The organism is Pirellulales bacterium, from assembly GCA_019694435.1.
Lineage (GTDB): Bacteria > Planctomycetota > Planctomycetia > Pirellulales > JAEUIK01 > JAIBBZ01.
This window is the reverse complement of sequence record JAIBBZ010000038.1, coordinates 28,865-47,159: the sequence shown is the minus strand read 5'-3', so window position 1 is coordinate 47,159 and position 18,295 is coordinate 28,865. Positions and strand designations below refer to the sequence as shown.

Genomic DNA, 18,295 nt, shown 5'->3' with positions numbered 1-18,295 from the left:
GTCGGCGCGGCCGAATTCGTCGGCGATCGAGAGGTCTTCGTCGTCGTCCTGACGATCGTCCGTCGGGGCGCGTTCGGCGCGAGCTTCTCCACCGGCACGATCGCCGCGGCCGCGTCGGCGGCGCCGCCGACGCCGGCGACGGGGCACGTCGCCGTCGCCCTCGCGCTCGCCGCGCTCGGCCGTATCGACTTCTGCCGCCGATCCGCGGTCGGCGGGCGGCAGATCGTCGCTCAAATCATCCATGTCGTCGAACAGATCGATGTCGTCTTCGGCGTATCGGGCGTCGTCGCGCGGGATGGGCTTGGGACGTTCGCGCTGCGGCTCGTCGCGTCGCTTGCCGCGTCGTTCGTCGCGGCCGCCTCGTTCGGCGTCGCCGCGCGGGGCGCGTTCGCGCTGGCCTTCGCCTTCGCGACGCGGTGGACGCTCGCCACTCGATTCGCGCCGGCGGCCTTCGTCGCGGCGGGCCTCGCCGGAACGGTGGCCGCGTTCCTCTCGGCCACCGCGCTCGCCACGCGAGCGCCCCTCTCGGCCTTGCTGCTCGCGGCCGGAGCGGCCTTCGTGACCGCCGCGCCCCTCGTGACTCGAGCGCTCTTCGCGGCCCTCTCGGCTCGGACGTTCGTCACGGCGCGAGCGCGGTTCGCGCTCGGGTCGTCGCGACGGAGTCTCCTGCGCCGCTTCGCCGCCGAGGTATTCGTCCGCCGGTTCGGCGGGCACTTTCGGAGCCTGAGCGGCCTCACTCGCCGCTGCCGCCGCCGGCGCGGCAGGTTCTTCTTCGGGCGGCGCGTTCAAGCCCAACTCCAAGGACAAGGACCGCCAGTCCGCCTTGGGACGCGGCTTCGGCGCGGCTGCCGACTTGGCTCGAGACGGCGCCGGCGGGGGAGAGGGCGCTGCAGGCTGTTGAGCGGCCTCGGGGCGAACTTCCGCTCCCAGCTCCGAGGCGAGTTCATCCCAATGGGACGGTTCGTGACTTTCAGACATACGGACCTTTACTGATCGGTTTCGGTCGGCGCTCGCGTCTTGGCTCTCACACGGGAGTGACGCGGACCGGCACTGCAGGGCGAGAATGCAAGGAAACGGCTCGGCAGGCTGCCCGGCCGATGTGTTTTTCTTCCACCCTGCTGCTGAATATAGGGGGGCAAGGCCGCTTTGTGAAGTCTCGATGTAGCTTGAGGTTAGGGATTGCACCGGCGTCCGTGATGCTCGATCGCGCCAGCCGGCATTTCGGCTCGTTCCCCGTGCAAGATAGGCCCGCGCCGGCTTGGCAGCGCGCCTAGAATTCTCTTGACGATCCCCGCCGGCCCGCGTGTCTACTTGGGCTGGCCGGTTGCGAACCTGTCCCGAGAAAGGAATCGAAGCCATGCCGACGGACAGCTCGACGCTCACCTATCCGGCTCAGCCCTACGTCGAACAGGTCGAGATCACCGGTCACATTATCGATAGCCTGATCCTGCCGAAGGTGCTGGACCTGATTACCGCCCATGGCGGCGCGTTTCGCATCTTACGGATCACGATCGGTCAGGCGCGGTCCGATCCGAGCTTTGCCCTGGTCGAGGTCCAGGCGCCGAGCGAAGAGCGGCTGCACGACATCCTGGCACAGATCATCGACCATGGCGCGGTGCCGACGGCCAAGCGCGATTGCCGGCTTGAACCGGCCGACTTGGATGGCGCCTTTCCCGAGGGCTTTTACAGCACGACGAACCAACGCACCGAAGTGCGGTTGAACGGTGCCTGGGTGCCCGTGGCCAACCAGGAAATGGATTGCGGAATCGTCGTCGATCCGGCCCGTCGCTCGGCGCGGTGTGTGCCGATGGTCGAGGTGCGCTGCGGTGATTCGCTCGTCATCGGTCATGCGGGCGTGCGCAGCTTTCCGCACGGCCGAGCACGCGAGACGCACGGTTTCGAATTCATGAGCAGCCCGGTGTCGACCGAAAAGCCCAAGGGAGTGATGATCCGTCAAATCGCCGCAGCGATGTTCGAGAACCGCGCCGCCGGAGGACGGACGCTGCTGGTCGGCGGGCCGGCGATCGTGCACACCGGCAGCGGCGAGCACGTTTGCCGGCTGATCCGGGGCGGGTACATCAACGTCCTGTTCGCCGGCAATGCCCTGGCGACACACGATATCGAACAGGCGTGGTTCGGCACGAGTCTCGGCGTGCAGCTCGAACGCGCCGAGCCGGTCGATGCGGGACACGAACATCATCTGCGGGCGATCAATCGCGTCCGCCGGCTGGGCGGAATCGCCAGGGCCGTCGAGAGCGGCGAGCTGACCGGCGGGATCATGCACGAATGCGTCCGACAACACGTCGAATTCGTGCTGGCCGGCAGCATCCGCGACGACGGGCCACTTCCCGAAGTCATTACCGACGCCCTCGAGGCGCAGCGGCGGATGCGCCAGCAGTTGGACGGTGTGACCTTTTGTCTGATGGTGGCCACGACGCTGCATTCGATTGCCGTCGGCAACCTGCTGCCCGATTGGGTCAAGGTGGTATGCGTCGACATCAATCCCTCGACGGTGATCAAACTCGGCGACCGGGGTTCGTTCCAGACGCTAGGGCTGGTGACCGACGTCGAGCCGTTCATGCGCTCGTTGGTTGAAGAGATTTCGCGTTTGGAGCATGGCCATGTCACGGCGCTCGACTGACGCGCCGCGTGTGCCCGGGGGCGATGCAGCGAGGCCGCCGATGCGCCGGATCCTGATGTGCCCACCGGAACATTACGGCATTCATTACGAGATCAATCCGTGGATGAGCCGCGAGCGCCCCAGCGACCGGCACGCGGCGCTGGAACAGTGGGAGCGCCTGACGGGTCTAATTCGCGCCGCGGGGGCCGAAATCGAACAGCTGTCGCCCGTGGCGGGCCTGCCCGATCTGGTGTTCACGGCCAACGCGGGACTGATTTTCGGGCGGCGTGTCGTGCTGGCGCATTTCCGCCACCCGGAACGGCAAGGTGAAGAGCCTCACGATCGCGCCTGGTTCTCCGCGGCCGGCTTCGAGGTCGTGGAGCCGCCGCCGGCGACGTATTTTGAAGGGGCCGGCGACGCGCTGTTCTGCGGCGACACGCTGTTTGCCGGTTACCGGTTGCGCAGTGACGCGCGCGGCATGCAGGAGATTGGCCAGATGTTGGGCGTGCGGGTGATCCCCCTGGAACTGGTCGATCCGTATTACTACCACCTCGACACGTGCTTTTGCCCGCTGGCGCCGGGCGCGGCGCTGTGGTATCCAGCGGCGTTCGACGAGTATGGCCGACGGGTGATCGGTGAACTGGTGCCCGACCTGATCTCCGTCGCCGAGGAAGAGGCGCGCTCGTTCGCCTGCAACGCGGTCGTGATCGGTCGCACGGTGATCACCAACACCGGCTGCCCGAAAATGCACGCGGAACTGCGCCGTCGCGAGTTCGAGCCGGTCGAAACACCGCTGGCCGAATTCGTCAAAGCCGGCGGCAGCGCAAAATGCTTGACGCTCCGCCTCGACGGCGAAGAAGCCGCCGCTTGGCGGGCTGCGGGTTGATGTCTCAGCCCACACCGCGAGTGCATTCGGAGCAAGCGTGCGTCATGGTCTCTCAGCTGAGGGGATTCACAATCAGCGATGTATCGAAGTCAATTCCCTCGTGGCACTCGATGATTCGTTCCCAAGTTGTCGTGAGATCTTCGCTGATGTGAGGACCCATGCAGACCGAACTGGCCAACGACGAGGCTGCGTTTCGTTTGCAGTGCCTGACGGAAATTCGCCTGGAAATCAGGCCAGCTCCGCATTGATGCTTGGCACTGACAGGAATGCCGACAACTTCTCGGGGCTGTTGCGAGACATGGGAGGGGCACGAGATGCCGGATTGGGCGCAGATTTTGGGTGTGGCGAGCCGGGGGCAGATCGAGGCGCTCGGCAAACGCGTGGATGATCTGGCCCAACAGCAGGCAGCGATGGCCGCGCGGGTGGCGGCCGTCGAAAAGCGAGTCAGCGACGGGCCGCCGCCGAATCCACCGCCGACGGCACATCGCCCTTGGCAGCTGTTTGGAGGCGAGATCGACGCTTCGCGCGAGCAGCTGCCGACCTGGAACGGGTCGTTCTATGCGCGATTCTTCTGGGACGACGTTCACACCGGCCCCCGGGCCCTGCGGACCGACGTGATCGAGCACTGGTATGCCACGGCGGCCCGCGCGGGGCTCAAACTCGCCTGGCGGCTCAACCCGCTCTCGCCGGGCTCGGGCGGAGATACCGATCATCTCGGCATCGCCTGGATGCGCGACGGCGGATGGCCCGGGTTCAGCTTCGATTGGCTCGAGGCGGCCGGAGCCGCGCCGCGCCGGCTGTGGCATTTCGACCTTGCGCATCCGCGCGTGCGTGAAGAGATCGAATGGCTGCTGGGGGCACTGGCCCGATTGTTTACGCAGCTCCAGTCGCGTTACGGCGGCGGCCTGGAATACGTCGATATGCTTGGCCTGGGGCTGTGGGGTGAGTGGCACTTCAACAACTTCGACGGTTCGACGCCGGTCGGCGTGCGCGTGCCGTCGGCGGCCGATTACCGCTGGACGATCGACCTGGTGGACGCGAGGTTTCCCGAGGTGCCGCGGCTGATGACGCTCAAGGCGCCGTCGTTTCATCGGGCCGCAGGCGAGACGTGCGCATATGCCTGCAACGAACGCCGCTGGGGGTGGCGAACCGACGGTTGGGGCGACCCCTGGCATCACGCGGTGTATTACCCGGCCGCGATCCGCGAGTGCGGATTGGAAAATCATGCAACTCGGGCGCCGGTCGCGCTCGAGCCGGCGGGCGTGTTTCAAGGGTGGAACGCCAACAACTGGCAAATCGCCGAGGAGTTTGCCCGGCAGCACCGTGCGACCTATTACCACAACAAGGGCATGGCGATTCCCACGGAACGGCTGGGGCTCGTGCGCAAGCTCCTGGAGGATTCGCTCGCCTGGGTCGTGAGCCCAGCAGTCGCGGCGGTAGAATGACGGGCAGCTTGTAGGCAAACGACCTTGGCAGATCAGGCTCGATCGTGCAGCCCGTCGACGAATGTGCCGATCAGATCGACACGCAGGGCTATGTGGTTTGCTCCTGCGTGTTTTCGCCGCAAGGGGTTGGTGAGTTGGCGGCTCGAATCGAGCGCGATCTATCCTCGCACGAGGCCAAGGCGAGCTTGCTGCAGCGCGAAGGAGTGGCGGTCGCCGCGCGCAACGTGCTCGATTGGTGCCCTGCGGCGCGCGATTGTTGGCAAGTGCCCGAGCTGTTGGCGTTGTTGAACAACATTTTGGGCCCGAGATGTGGCCTCGTGCGCGCGCTGTACTTCGACAAGACGCCGGAAAAGAGCTGGGCCTTACCGTGGCACCGCGACATGACGATTGCTGTGCGAAGTAGCGACTTGCCTCGTCGCGTATTCAGCAAGCCGACGCACAAAGCAGGCGTCGCGCACGTCGAAGCCCCTGAAGAGTTGTTACGGCAGATGCTGACGCTACGGTTGTTTCTCGACGACGTCACTTTGGAGAATGGACCGCTCGTGGTGCTTCCCGGGTCGCACCGGATGGGTAAACCGCTGCCAGACGACTTTGCGCAGTCGAAGCCCGTGCTCGGCAAAGCCGGCGACGTGCTCGCCATGCGACCGCTCTTGGCGCATACGAGCGGCCATTCGAGTGCCGAGACGCGCCTGCGTCGTCGCACGATTCATCTCGAGTTCGCCGGCGTGCCGGATCTGCCCGATGGCTACCAGTGGCACTGGTTCTGGCCGCTGCCGGCGGTGCCGCGCGGCGCAAAGGCTGAGCTTTCTTGAGTCAGCGGTGCGTCGCGAGGCGTCGACACCGGGCGTGCGGTCTGCCGGGGTGACCTTATGCCAGGACCGTTTGGACGACTTCGCCCGAGACGTCGGTCAGGCGGAAGTCGCGGCCATTGAAGCGGAACGTGAGCCGCTTGTGGTCGAGACCCATCAAGTGCAAGATCGTGGCGTGCAGGTCGTGAATCGAAACGCGGTCGGCCACGGCCTTGAAGCCGACGTCGTCGGTCGCTCCATGGCGCGCGCCGGCCTTGACGCCTCCGCCTGCCAGCCAGGCGGTAAAGGCGTGCGGGTTGTGGTCGCGACCGGGCGTGGGGCTCTTCTGCGCGATGGGCAGCCGGCCAAATTCGCCATTGCAGACGACCAGGGTCGAGTCCCAAAGCCCTAAACGCTTCAGGTCGCTGAGTAGCGCCGCGATCGGGCGATCGGTCTCGCCGGCGAATTGGCGGTGGTTGCCGGCAATGTCGACGTGCCCGTCCCAGCTGCGCTGGTTTTCCATGCCACCGCTGTAGATCTGCACGAAGCGAACGCCGCGCTCGACGAGCCGGCGGGCAATCAGGCATTGCTTGGCAAAGTGCGCGCACTGCTTGTCATGCAGGCCGTACAGGTCTTGGATCGCCGCCGACTCGCTGGCGACGTCGAGCGCGTCGGGCGCGACCGTCTGCATGCGATAGGCCAACTCGAAGCTTTCGATGCGTGCGGCCAGTTCGGCATCGGCTGGGTGTTGCGCTTGATAGGCGTCGTTCAGCCGATGCAGAAAGTCGAGCTGGGCGCGCTGCTGCGCATCGTTCTGGTGGACGTTGCGCGTGAGATTGTCGATCGGATCGCCCTGGGCATTTAGCGCCGTACCTTGAAAGACGCTCGGCAAGAAGCCGGCGCTCCAATTGCTGGCGTTGCCCTTGGGCAGGCCGCGGCCGAGCGTGTCGTACATCACCACGAACCCGGGCAGGCTGTTGCTTTCCGAGCCGAGGCCATAGGTGATCCACGATCCGACGCACGGAAAGCCCATCCGGCTGAAGCCCGTGTTCACCTGGAACAGGGCCGGCGAATGGTTGTTGGTCTCTGTAAAGCAGGAATACATGAACGCCAAATCGTCGACGTGCTCGCCCAGCAGCGGAAAAATCTCCGATGTCCACGTACCCGTCGCGCCGCGCTGCTGGAATTGAAACGGCGACTTCATCAACGGACCCACCTGATCGGCGAAGAAGCCCGTCTTGGGGTCGAAGCCGGGCAGCGGCTGACCGTCGCGCTTGGCCAACTCGGGCTTGTAGTCCCAGGTGTCGACCTGGCTTTGACCGCCGTTCATGAACAGCCAGATCATGCTCTTGGCCTTCGCCGGATGATGGCCGGCGTGCGGGGCGAGCGGATTGATCGCCGCCGGCGAGGCCGCCGAGGCCATGGGTGCGAGTCGGCCGTCGCGCGCCAACATGTCGGCCAGGGCCAACATGCCGCAACCGCTGCCGGCCCGGCGCAAGAACTCGCGCCGCCCGAGAGGTGAACAAATGGGCGTGCTAGGGGCAGGTGTGTCGTGCATCTGCGGACGGCTCCCGGGGACGGGGCTAATCGACATAGATCAATTCGTTGAGCCCGAACAACGTGTGGCAAAAATCGGTCAGCGCGGCGCGCGCAGGATCGGCATGGTTGGCTTGTCGGTAGGATTTCGCTTGCGCAGCGAGGAAAGCGAGCGAGCCCTGCAATTCGTCGGCTGTGGGCTGCCGCTGCAGGGCCAGGAGAAAACCATTGCGCACGGCCTGCTCGTCCGTCACAGGCTGTTCGGCAGCCGTGCTGACGCGGGCCGCCAGTTGGCCGGCCAGATCGTAGGCCACCGGATTATTGAGCAGCAGCAGCGCTTGCGGCGCCACGGTCGTCACCGGACGCTGCGCAAGCCCCGTGACGCCGTCCGGTGCATCGAAGACGAGCATCCAAGGGACCATCTGGCTGCGCTTGACGGTGAAATAGATGCTTCGCCGGCGCTGGGTCAGGTCGAGTGTGCCCGGACCATACATCCGGCGATCCCAGGTACCGGACAGGGCGAGCAGCGTGTCGCGGACGGCCTCACCTTCGATGCGGCGCGGTCGAAACCGCCAGTACCACTGGTTGTCCGGGTCGATCGTGGCGGCGTGCTCGTCGTAGGCCGAATCCTGGCGGTAGACGGCGCTGGTCAGAATCAGCCGGTGCAGGGGTTTGAGCTGCCAGCCTCCGGCGATGAGCTGTTCGGCGAGCCAATCGAGCAGCTCGGGGTGCGACGGCGGCGCCCCTTGCGCGCCGAAGTCGCTGGGTGTGGCCACGATGCCTCGTCCGAGATGGTGCTGCCACAACCGGTTGACGATCACGCGCGCCAGCAGGCTGCCGGCGCCGAATTGCGGATCGGTGAGCCAGTTGGCCAGCGCGGCCCGGCGGTAGGAAGTTCGCCAACCGGCGGGGGGATCTCGATGCCAGTGGTTTTCGCCGTTGGGCGCGCTGGTCAGGACTTGCAAATAGGCCGGCGTGGCGACGTCGAGTTTCTGATTCGGATCGCCGCGCTTGAGAAAGTGCGTCGCGTCGAGAAAGTCGCCGCCCTGGGTGTGCAGGCGAATGGCCGGCACGCCTTCGCTCGAGACGAGCATCTTGGCGGTCTGCGGCTGCGGGGCTTGGCGCAAATGTTCGTCGGCCTGGCGGCGCAATTCTCGCCAACCCGCGTCGAGGGGCTTGTACCAGGCGAGCAGGGTCTGGCGATCGGCGTCGCTGAGCTCGGCAGAGGCGCTTGCAGCACGCGACGCGAGAATCGACTGAATCGCGGCCGGCGCGACGAGGCCGTCGAGGGGGGCGGGACGCGCCGCGCAGCTGATCGAGAACCGGGGACGGCCGATGATGTGTTGCGTGTTGCCCTGGAAGTCGAGTGTGACGGTGAGCACCGTGCCGCCGGAAAAACCAAAATCGTCTTGCGCGGTAAACACCGCGGCATGGTCGCGGCCGAGCTGCCCATCGACGGCCCACCCGGTCGACTTGTCGCCATCGATCGCCAGGCGTACGGCGAGCTGATCGTTCTGCTCGAACGTCGCGGCGGCGGCCGTCCAGACGAGCAAGACGGGCGCGCCTTCGCCGCTGGCGGGGGCCGCTTCGACGCGGACATCGGTTAGTTGAATGTTGCCGTTGGGAGCGCGGCCGGGTCCGCCGGCGGGAAACGACGGATCGGCCAGGGCCTCGACCTTGAGCGATGTCAGTCCGACTTGATCCGTGCGCAGCACAAACGTCAGGGTGTCTTTGTCGGGGTTGTTGCCCGAGAGCAGGACGGAGCCGTCGGGCTGCGGCACAAGCGTTGCGCCGCCAGCCGAGGCCGATCGTTCGGGCACAAGCACGGTCCAGACCGGCTGCGTCGCTGCGGACGGTTCGGCGAGCCACTGCTCGAGCGCCGCCGGCAGTTGCTCCGCTGCATAGCGCGCGACCGCGGCCTCGAAGGGTGCATGCTCCGCGTCGAAACGCGCGCGTTGAGCGGCGAAACCGGACGGATCGAGATTCACGTCGAGGTTGGCCCGTACGGTCGTCGTAAAGACCGAGAGCATGCGGTAGTAGTCGGACGAGGGAATCGGATCGAACTTATGATCGTGACAACGGGCACAGCCCAAAGTCAGGCCGAGCAGCGCGGTGCCCGTCGTGTTGAGCATGTCGTCGAGTTCGTCGTAGCGTTCCTTTTCGACCTGGTTGGCCGTGATCTGCGTGGCGTGTACGCCCGCGGCCAGGAAGCCCGTCGCCGCCAACGCCAGGGGATCGTCGGGCGCCAATTCGTCGCCCGCGAGCTGCCATTGAACGAACCGATCGTAGGGCAGGTCTTCGTTCAGCGCGCGGATCACGAAATCGCGATAGTGGTAGGCATACTCGCGGTCGTAATCGTGCTCGAATCCGTGACTTTCGGCGAAGCGCACCAGATCGAGCCAATGCCGCGCCCAGCGCTCGCCGTAGTGCGGGCTGGATAACAGCCGGTCGACGAGCCGTTCATAGGCGTCGGGCGCGGTGTCGGCGACAAAGGCCTCGACCTCTTCGGGTGACGGCGGCAGCCCGATCAGGTCGAAATATACCCGGCGACAAAGGCGGCGTCGGTCGACGGGCGCACGCGGAGTCAGGCCCTGCGCGTGCAAAGCCGTGACGATGAAGCCATCGACCGGCGTGATCGACCAGTCGTCGCCTGCAGGGTGGGGCGGAGAGACCTGACGCAGTGGTTGAAACGCCCACCAGCGCCGACCGGCCTCGACGTCGATTGTGCGTGCGGCGCGGGCCACATTGACCGGCGCGGTTCGCGGATCGATCGCGCCGTCGGCCACCCAACGCTCGAGCGTCGCGATCTCGTCGGCCGCGAGCTTGCCCGCGGGGGGCATTTGAAATCCGTCGTCGCCGTATCGAACGGCGGTCACGACGGGGCTCTCATCCGGTTTTCCTGGAATGACTGCCGGTCCTGAATCGCCCCCCTTCTCCCAGCCCTCGCGATTGTCGAGATACAGGTTGCCGCGAAGGGTCTCGGCCTCATGCGAATGGCACGAGTAACAGTGCTTGACCAGCAGGGGGCGCACCTGGTTTTCGAAAAAGGCGAGCTTTTCGGGATCGTCGGCCGCCGCCGAAATCGAGGTGCTGGCAAGCGCCAGGCAACAGGCTGCGATCAGGGCGGCGTATGGGCGGCATTCCATCGAAAGACCCTTACGAACCAGTCCTAGGCAAACGACTTATGGCAGGCGGCCGGCGCGGCTGGCTGGCCCCGCAGCGGGCAGAGTCAGGCGAGGCCCCTATTATGGCCCAGTTTCCCGCAATGCACCTAGCGTCGGCCCATTGTGATTGTTCAGAAATCACCAGGATCCTCGCCCGGGGATCGGACCCTTGTGGCGAGCCGGGGGCGGATTTTTTCTCGCACTCTCACGCGAAAAACCTTGACAGGTCTGCAACGTTTAGGCAAACTTTGGGAAGTCGTTTCGGCCGAATTGCCGAAATGCCGTGAAAAATCTATCTGGATGCCAATGCCTGTCGGTTCGACAAGTTCTTTCTTCCTTCTAGGAACGCTAGTGACCCGGAACTGAGAGCCCGTTGCAAGAAAACGGACTCCAGCCCTGACAACCCCTCAACGGCGTCATGGCGGTCACTCTCTAGCAACAGGCGGCTCTCGGAAAGTAAGCAGCCCATCCCCAGGGGATGCTGCGTAGCCGTTCCACCGGGTCGCGTATTCGCTGTGTCCATTCCTGGACGCACTGCTTCGCTCTCACCGGATCTGCACCACGCATCCCCGCGTAACCGTCGGTGATTTCAGCCGCGCCTCGGCGTGCGCTGTGACACCCGGGCTGCAGGTTCTTCTTCCCTTGGTTTTATCGGACGCCGCACCGATTCATGGCAGCGTGTGCGCCATGCTCGGCGGCCCCTTTTCCTGCTTGGTCATTCATCCCGAAATCGGCTGCACCTTAAGGACGAGCTCATGCAATCTAAACTCAAGTACCTGCTTTCTTGCGGCGTATTACTCAGCCTGGCGTTTCTCGCGACCCCGGCACATGCCGCGATCATGACCTTGATCGATCACAACGCCCTCGTCGAAGTCGATCCGACGTCGCAAAGCGGTCTTTCGACCTGGACCGTCGACGGCATCGACCACATGTACCAGCAGTGGTTCTGGTACCGGCAAGGCAACGTCGCTGAAAAATCGATCGATACGCTCCCGCTGGTCACGTCCAACGTTTTTGACCCGGAGTTCGACGGCAGCGACAACGGTTTCTTCGCTCGATATCAGCAGCCCGGCGTCAACGGCTTCCGGCTGGACCTGCTGTACACGCTGCTGGGCGGCGATAACGGATCGGGCACGGCCGACCTCGCCGAGCAGATCCGCATCCGGAATACCGGCGAAACGACCTTGAACCTGACGTTCTTCCAATATTGCGACTTCGACTTGAGCAGCGTCCCTGCCGGCGATACCGGCGCGTCGTTCAACGCCAACTCAGTCACGCAATCTAATGGCGTTGTGGTCGTGGCCGAAACGGTCGTAACCCCCGTACCGGCGCGGCGCGAAGTGAACCTGTTCTCGAACACTCTCACCGCGCTCAACGACGGTGTCGCCACCAATCTGAATAACAATGCGGCGGCGCTCGACGGCGACGTGACTTGGGCCTTCCAGTGGGACATTACCCTGCCCGTCGGCGGAACGTTCATCATCAGCAAAGACAAGCACATTCAGACCATCCTGGTGCCCGAGCCTTCGAGCGCGCTCTTGGCTGGCCTGGGTTTGATGGGGCTGGTGCCCTTGACGCGACGCATGCGGCGCAAGGCGGGTTAGAAGTCGGCCACGCCGCGGGAAGATCCAGCGGCAAGAATCGCGGGATTTGAGGGATTCAATGACCAACAACTCGGTCCGGACACGCCGCTCAACGCGAGTGGCGCGTTCGGGCCGAGTTGTCTTTTTCCAGGCAGGCAAGATGGCAGCCAGTTCGCCGTCGAACGCAGCCTCGCTGTTGGGCAACCGCGCCGGTTTCCGGCGTACGTTGGGACGATGAATGCTAATTCGCCGGCGGCGGGATCGTGCGACCGTGCGGATCGATCGCCGGACGATCAAGCTCGCTGGCCAGTTCTTCGCGCAGCTCGGGCCCGATAAAGTGCTCCATGCGGTGTGCCGATTTGTGCAACCGCGCGGCGGAAAGCCCGAGATGCTTTTCCAGGTAGGACTCCCACAGTCGATGCGACCGAACGAGGTCTTGGGCCGCAATGCGTCCGGCGTCGGTCAAGCGGTAGCCACCGCCCTCGAAAGCAACCATTTGTTTTCGGGCCAGCCGGGAGAGGGCCAGCCGCTGCAGCCAGCGTGACCAGCCGCGGCGCGGCGGGAGTTCGCCCAGCGATAGCGGCCGAGCGCCACCTCCGTCTTCTTCGTGGCGGAACATCGCTCCCAAGATGTCCTCGGCCGCCACGCGCAGCCGCAGGGCTGTGCGCCGCAGCAAACGGCTGACCAGTCCATATTCGTGGCCAAATAACACGGCCCCGATGAACAAACCGCCCGCGGCGACGGCCATCATGCCTGCCGTGCTGGCGTCGGTGACCGTCGTGAAACCCAGGCGTGGAAACACGATTCCCGGCACGGTGATGGCGGCCAGGTGCCCCAGAGCCGCGCTGGCGGCGGCAATCAACAAGCTCAGGCCGACCATCCGGCTGAGGCTATCGGTCAGGAGATGCGCCGTGGCCGCCGGAACGATCAGCATAGCGACGACTAGGATGCTGCCGACGCTTTCGAACGCCGCCACGAGCGTGGCCGCCGTAATCGCCATGAGCCCGTAGTGCATCGCGCCCGCCGAAATGCCCTGCGTGGTGGCCAGTGCCGGGTCGAAGGCCGCGATGCGCAACTCCTTCCAGAACAGGCCGGCGAGCAGCAGATTGACGCCGAGCATGGCGCCGTTGACGACCGCGGCGCGCGGGATGCCCGTCTGAGCCACGGTGTCCATCACGACCGTTTCGATCGTGCCGTACAACACACAATCGGCATCCAGGTGAATGCGGTCGGCCGCCACCCGAATCAGGATCAGGCCCACGGCAAACATGCCCGTAAACACGACGCCGAGGGCGGCCGAACTCTCGACGCCGCCAAGTTTCTGCACGGTCTCGGCGAGCAGTGCCGTCAGCATGCCGATGGCAATCGCGCCGGTGAACATGGCGGCGTGCCACCAGGTACCATAATCGGCCGCGGTCAGCCAGCCGGCCTGCCGCGCGGCGTGGACCGCCAGAAACGCTCCGGCAATACCTGGCAACACGGCATGGCTCAGGGCGTCTCCCATCAAGCTCTGGCGGCGCAGCAGCAGATAGTTGCCGGGCAGCGCGCAGGCCATGGCCGCCAGCGCGGCGGTGATCACGATCCACGTGTCGAACGTGCCCCATTGGCCGATCAGTTGTGCGAATTCGCGGAGCATGGGTTCAGGCCTCCTCGCCCCGGGCCAGGGGGCCATGCGGGCTCGGGGGCACAACCACACGATCAGCACTCTGCGCTGCCAATTGGGCTTCGAGCTGGAGCACGATTTCCGGCTCGAGGACGTGCTCAATCATGTCGGCATAACGATCGACTCGCTGGGGCGCGACGTCGGCCCGCGAGATCAGGTAGAGCTCCCACAGCCGGTGGTTGCGGGCGACTTGCTTGGCGCGATGCCACCCAGCCTCGGTGAGCTGACAACTGGCTGCGTCGGTCTGGTAGAGCAGCTCGTCGCGCTCCGCCGCGTTGATCAGTCGGCGCAACGTACGCGGAGGCCAGGCGCGGGCCGTGGCCAGGGCCTGCAGCGGGACGACGCGCGCCGTGGCCCCATCGACGGACTCGGCCGCATGATCTTCGAGGTATTCAAAGCAGGCACGCAGCAGGTGTTGTCGATCAATCGAGGCCTGCAACTTGTGCTGCACGATCCAACGCCGAACCAATCCATGCCGGGGACTGGCGAACATGCTCAGCAAGAAGGCCGCACAGCCGCACAACACGATGATCGCGCCGGTCGGCAATCGCGAGAACAGCGCGCTGGACAACGTGCCGGCCACCGCGGTCAGGCATCCGAGCGTCCCCGCGCCGATCACCAAGGCGGGCAGATGATCGGTCCAAAATCGCGCCGAAACGGCCGGCACGATGAGCAGTGCAACGACCATCAACAGACCGACGCTCTGCAAACCGATGACCGTGACCGTGGAGACCAGCGCCATCAGCAACAAGTCGAGCGCCACGACCGGCCAGCCCGAGGCGGCCGCGTAGCCGTCGTCGAAACACAACAGGCTGAACTCTTTGAAGAACGCCGCGCAGACGGTCAGCGCCACCAGGCTCGTCCAGGCGATCAACTGCACGTCCGCGGCCACGAGCGCCGCGGCCTTGCCGAAGATAAAGCCTTGCAGGCCGGCGACGGTGCCCGAGGGAATCGCCTGCACGACCGTAAAGAGCACAATACCGAAGCCGAAGAACACGCTGAGCACGATGGCCAGTGCGGCGTCTTCCTTGATGCGCGTGAGCCGGCTGATGGCCACGACGCACGCCATGCCGGCGAAGCCTGCCAGCAGAGCCCCCAGCAGCAAACCGGGAAGCCAACGGCCGCCGCCAGGCGACAGGGCTTCCATCCATAAGAAAGCTGCCGCGATGCCCGGCAGCGAAGCGTGACTGACGACGTCGCCAACGAGACTGCGCTTGCGCAGCAACATGAAAGTTCCGACGACGCCCGCCACGGCGCCCAACAGCGCCGTGCCGACGAGGACGATACGGGTGTTGTAGTCGCGCAACGTGAGGACGCGGACCAGGCGCTCGCGCGAAGGCCAGGTGAAACGATTGTCGGCCAGCGACGTAACTTCGGGCGACGGCGACGCCGTGTCGGCGGCCTCGACCCGGCGCGTGTCGGTGCCGGCGAGCACCAGCACCAGCGCCATGCCAAGCGTCGAGGCGGAGCCGGCCGCTTGCCGCTGACCGAGGCGAATCATGGCCTGCCGTGCCCCATTTCCAGCCGTTGCCCGGCCTGGTCGAGCAGCGCCAGCTTGCCGCCGTAGGTCTTGCGCAGGTTGTCCGGCGTGAACACCTCGGCCGTCGGCCCAGCAACCACGACGCGCATGTTGAGCAGGATGACCTGGTCAAAATACTCTGGGACCGTCTGCAAGTCGTGATGCACGACGAGCGTGGTCTTGCCGGCGGCGCGAAGTTGTTGCAGCACGTCGACGATGGCCCGCTCGGTCGCCGCGTCGACCGAAGCGAACGGCTCGTCCATGAAATACAACTCGGCGTCTTGCGCCAAGGCGCGCGCTAGGAACACGCGCTGCTGCTGGCCACCGGAGAGCTGACTGATTTGCCGGCGCGCGAAGTCGGCCATGCCAACGCGCTCCAACGCGGCCAGTGCCAGGCGCTTGTGGGACTTGGTCACCGGGCGGAACCAGCCGATGCGCCGATACAGGCCCATCGCGACCACGTCGAGCGCGCTGACCGGAAAATCCCAATCGACGCTTTCTCGCTGCGGCACATAGCCGACAAGCCGGCGCTGGCGCCGATAGGGCTGCCCATAGATCAGCACTTCGCCCGAGACCCGTGGCACCAATTCGAGAATCGCCTTGATCAGCGTGCTTTTCCCGGCGCCATTCGGGCCGACGATTGCGATCAAGCTGCCGCGCGGGGCGTCGTAGTCGACTTCCCAGAGCACAGGCTTGCGGTGATAGGCGACGGTCAGGTCGCGCACCGAAAGCGGCATGCCTTCGCGAGGAGCGCCGGTGCTTGTTGGGGCGTGCGACACGGCGGGCGAACGGCGAATCATGGCGATGCTCCGAGAGCCGAAGGCGTGGGCGTCGCCACGGAGAGGCGGCCCAGCCGTCCGCGTTCCGGTGCGGTGCCTCCCAAGGCGCGGGCGATCGTCGTCGCGTTGTGGTCGATCATGCCGAGATAGGTCCCTTCATAAGTACCGGGAGCACCCATGGCATCGGAATACAATTGGCCCCCGATGGCGACTTTCGCACCCCGGCTGGCTGCGCCTTCGATCACGGCGCGGATGTTCTTTTCCGAGACGCTCGATTCGACGAAAATCGCGGGAATGCGCTGGGTCACCAGGAAATCGACCAGCCGGTTGATGTCGTCGACGCCGGCCTCCGATTCGGTGCTCAATCCTTGCACGCTGCGCACGGGAATCGCATAGGCCCGCGAGAAGTAGCCGAAGGCGTCGTGTGCCGTGACCAGCGCGCGCTGCGATTCGGGCACCGTCGCGATGACGTCACGAGCATATTGTTCGAGGGCGCCCAACTCTTGGCGATATTCGGCCGCGCGCACGCGGTACTCTTCGGCGAACTCCGGATCGAAGGCGGCCAGGCTCTCACCGACATGGGCCACGCATTGACTCCACGCGGCGACGTCCATCCACACGTGCGGGTCCGGGTGCCCGGCGAACTCGGGCGGCTCGCGGAGATACTGCTCGTCGAGCGCGGCGGTCACGGCGATCACCGGACGGCCCGCGGTCGCAACCTTGGTGAGCGTGTCGGTCATCCGCCCTTCAAGCAGCAGCCCGGAATAGAACACGATGTCGGCTTCCATGAGCCGCTTGACGTCGTTCCGCGTCGGCTTGTAGAGGTGCGGGTCGACGCCTTCGCCCATCAGGCCCGTCACGTTGGCTCGCGGCCCGGCGATGATACGCACAATATCGGTGACCATGCCACAAGTCGTGGTGATGCGCAGTGGATGGCGACGGGACGACGGCGCATCGCTGGCGGTTCCGTCGTCGCGGCAGCCGGGCGCGGCGACTGCCGCAAGCAGGAGTACGCCGAGCCACAGTCCAAGGTGGCCGGCGCCGCCCAATTCACTCGACGCCAGGCGATTGTCGATTGTCGCGGGCAAAGCGCTGCGCGAACACAGCCAAGTAGCTTGGGTCACTCGCATGCCTCAAGATTTTGAGTAATCAAAAAAATTATTGAGCGCAGTATGACGTCTGTCAAGTCGGCTTTGGGCTGAGAAAATCGCGGCTCAGGTCCTAGTGTCGCGATAAGGATACGACGGCCTGGCTGTTCGAAGTCGTTGTGACTAATTGACTTGTGGGAATGTCGCAAAAAAGTTGCGTTGCACGGAACGAATCGACAACTCGGCGCCTCCAATCTCCGAACGCGACGAGCAAGCAACAACCACCAAGAAACACCAAGCTGCCGCCGCGATCTGCGAACGATCACGCGTCGTGACTTCGCAAGGTTTGTCCCACCGCCGGGTCCGTCTCGCCGGGCCCTCAGCTCCCAAGGAGAGTTGCCATGTTCCGCTCGATGATTTCCCTGATTCGCCGTGTCTTGTTGGCCAGTCTGCTCAGCGCTTGTGCCACGCTGGCCTATGCCGATTCGCCGTCCAACCCCGATGCCCCGGCCAACGAGCAGCCGACCGCCCAGGCCCAGACGCTCGAACAACTGCTCGACGCTGGCGGGTTCATGTACAAGAAGCTCGACGGCGGGAAATACCGCGTGATGGTCGAAGGCAATGGTGAGGTTACTGCCATCGTCTGCTACGAAGGTGTTGCCTACACCACCAACGACGGCGTCGAAGTGAAGATCATCTATATGTACCGCTGGTTGGCCGACCTGGCCGAGGGTACCGAGCCGTCGATGGCCCTGGTCAAGTACGTCAACAACTGGAACGACAAGGCGTACGTGGGCTCGGTCATCATCAACCAGTACGGCGTCTATAACTCGAACTTCCTGTGGCTGAGCAGCTGCACCGCGCAGAACTTTGCCGACAACCTGTACTTCCTCCACTACGACGGCCTGAAGCTTGCTAAGGAGATCAAGGGCCTGCTCGAAGAGACGAGCCAGGAGGCGGCCAACGCCCGCTAGGCCAAGGCCATCGCCCCGACCAAGTCGGGGGGCAAGGCACGGCCGGCTGCGGCGAGGATTCGACGAAGTCGGCCGTGTGACAAGACGCGTGGTTCCCCGGCGATGATGCGGACGCCGCCGGGGGCCACGCGTTTTTTTTTGTTGCTCGAGCCGGAGAGCTGACAAAGAGTGACTTGGCCAGAACCGCCGGTTTGCATGGAACCCCCTGATTGCAGGGTGTATCTTGAAATCAGGCGGTCTGAGCACGCGG

The 18,295-nt window shown here is 65.0% G+C and carries 13 protein-coding genes; 7 read left to right on the top strand and 6 right to left on the bottom strand.

The genetic code is table 11. The features are described from left to right. From K1X74_20405 to K1X74_20385, 5 genes are all read left to right on the top strand, one after another. Positions 1-993, top strand: a 993-nt coding sequence (locus tag K1X74_20405; GenBank protein ID MBX7168710.1) for a hypothetical protein, incomplete at its 5' end; no start/stop codon positions are given. A 364-nt stretch (positions 994-1,357) separates the two neighbouring features. Continuing rightward, positions 1,358-2,641, top strand: a complete 1,284-nt coding sequence (locus tag K1X74_20400) for a TIGR00300 family protein (GenBank protein ID MBX7168709.1) — start codon at positions 1,358-1,360, stop codon at positions 2,639-2,641. 40 nt (positions 2,642-2,681) lie between these two features. Continuing rightward, positions 2,682-3,506, top strand: a complete 825-nt coding sequence (locus K1X74_20395; protein MBX7168708.1) for an amidinotransferase — start codon at positions 2,682-2,684, stop codon at positions 3,504-3,506. A gap of 314 nt (positions 3,507-3,820) precedes the next feature. Continuing rightward, positions 3,821-4,951, top strand: coding sequence for a hypothetical protein (locus K1X74_20390; GenBank protein MBX7168707.1), 1,131 nt, complete (start codon positions 3,821-3,823; stop codon positions 4,949-4,951). Between the two features lie 44 nt (positions 4,952-4,995). Further along, on the top strand, positions 4,996-5,763 hold the full coding sequence (locus K1X74_20385) for a phytanoyl-CoA dioxygenase family protein (protein ID MBX7168706.1): 768 nt from the start codon (positions 4,996-4,998) through the stop codon (positions 5,761-5,763). Between the two features lie 55 nt (positions 5,764-5,818). Here the strand turns inward: K1X74_20385 and K1X74_20380 are convergent, their stop codons facing one another. Both K1X74_20380 and K1X74_20375 read right to left on the bottom strand, forming a co-directional pair. Beyond that, on the bottom strand, positions 5,819-7,297 hold the full coding sequence (locus K1X74_20380; GenBank protein MBX7168705.1) for a DUF1501 domain-containing protein: 1,479 nt from the start codon (positions 7,295-7,297) through the stop codon (positions 5,819-5,821). A gap of 25 nt (positions 7,298-7,322) precedes the next feature. Continuing rightward, the gene (locus K1X74_20375) at positions 7,323-10,421 is read right to left on the bottom strand and encodes a PSD1 and planctomycete cytochrome C domain-containing protein (GenBank protein ID MBX7168704.1); all 3,099 of its coding nucleotides are present in this window, start codon (positions 10,419-10,421) and stop codon (positions 7,323-7,325) included. A gap of 623 nt (positions 10,422-11,044) precedes the next feature. On the opposite strand from K1X74_20375, the gene K1X74_20370 reads away from it, so the two are divergent. After that, entirely contained in the window at positions 11,045-12,043 is a 999-nt protein-coding gene (locus K1X74_20370; protein ID MBX7168703.1) for a hypothetical protein, read from the top strand. A 220-nt stretch (positions 12,044-12,263) separates the two neighbouring features. On the opposite strand, the gene K1X74_20365 is transcribed toward K1X74_20370, so the two are convergent. Genes K1X74_20365 through K1X74_20350 form a run of 4 tightly spaced genes read right to left on the bottom strand, consistent with a single transcriptional unit; the run spans position 12,264 to position 17,113 of the window. Further along, complete coding sequence (locus K1X74_20365; GenBank protein ID MBX7168702.1) at positions 12,264-13,658, bottom strand: metal ABC transporter permease; 1,395 nt, start codon at positions 13,656-13,658, stop codon at positions 12,264-12,266. Between the two features lie 4 nt (positions 13,659-13,662). After that, positions 13,663-15,186: a metal ABC transporter permease gene (locus K1X74_20360; GenBank protein ID MBX7168701.1), complete on the bottom strand. Its 1,524-nt coding sequence runs from the start codon at positions 15,184-15,186 to the stop codon at positions 13,663-13,665. Next, a complete protein-coding gene (locus K1X74_20355) occupies positions 15,183-15,941 on the bottom strand; it encodes a metal ABC transporter ATP-binding protein (GenBank protein MBX7168700.1) in 759 nt (252 codons plus the stop codon). The genes K1X74_20360 and K1X74_20355 overlap by 4 nt, the downstream gene beginning before the upstream one ends. Positions 15,942-16,000: 59 nt before the next feature. Continuing rightward, positions 16,001-17,113: a zinc ABC transporter substrate-binding protein gene (locus K1X74_20350; protein ID MBX7168699.1), complete on the bottom strand. Its 1,113-nt coding sequence runs from the start codon at positions 17,111-17,113 to the stop codon at positions 16,001-16,003. Positions 17,114-17,472: 359 nt separating this feature from the next. Between K1X74_20350 and K1X74_20345 the strand changes: the two genes are divergently transcribed. Continuing rightward, positions 17,473-18,045, top strand: coding sequence for a hypothetical protein (locus K1X74_20345; GenBank protein ID MBX7168698.1), 573 nt, complete (start codon positions 17,473-17,475; stop codon positions 18,043-18,045). Positions 18,046-18,295 lie beyond the last annotated feature (250 nt).

What these genes read in the sequence shown, in the direction of transcription:
- K1X74_20355 (MBX7168700.1), bottom strand. Translation starts at nt 15,941, where the DNA reads ATGCCGCTTTCGGTGCGCGACCTGACCGTCGCCTATCACCGCAAGCCT.
- K1X74_20360 (MBX7168701.1), bottom strand. Translation starts at nt 15,186, where the DNA reads ATGATTCGCCTCGGTCAGCGGCAAGCGGCCGGCTCCGCCTCGACGCTT.
- K1X74_20345 (MBX7168698.1), top strand. Translation starts at nt 17,473, where the DNA reads ATGTTCCGCTCGATGATTTCCCTGATTCGCCGTGTCTTGTTGGCCAGT.
- K1X74_20350 (MBX7168699.1), bottom strand. Translation starts at nt 17,113, where the DNA reads ATGCGAGTGACCCAAGCTACTTGGCTGTGTTCGCGCAGCGCTTTGCCC.
- K1X74_20365 (MBX7168702.1), bottom strand. Translation starts at nt 13,658, where the DNA reads ATGCTCCGCGAATTCGCACAACTGATCGGCCAATGGGGCACGTTCGAC.
- K1X74_20400 (MBX7168709.1), top strand. Translation starts at nt 1,358, where the DNA reads ATGCCGACGGACAGCTCGACGCTCACCTATCCGGCTCAGCCCTACGTC.
- K1X74_20395 (MBX7168708.1), top strand. Translation starts at nt 2,682, where the DNA reads ATGCGCCGGATCCTGATGTGCCCACCGGAACATTACGGCATTCATTAC.
- K1X74_20390 (MBX7168707.1), top strand. Translation starts at nt 3,821, where the DNA reads ATGCCGGATTGGGCGCAGATTTTGGGTGTGGCGAGCCGGGGGCAGATC.
- K1X74_20380 (MBX7168705.1), bottom strand. Translation starts at nt 7,297, where the DNA reads ATGCACGACACACCTGCCCCTAGCACGCCCATTTGTTCACCTCTCGGG.
- K1X74_20375 (MBX7168704.1), bottom strand. Translation starts at nt 10,421, where the DNA reads ATGGAATGCCGCCCATACGCCGCCCTGATCGCAGCCTGTTGCCTGGCG.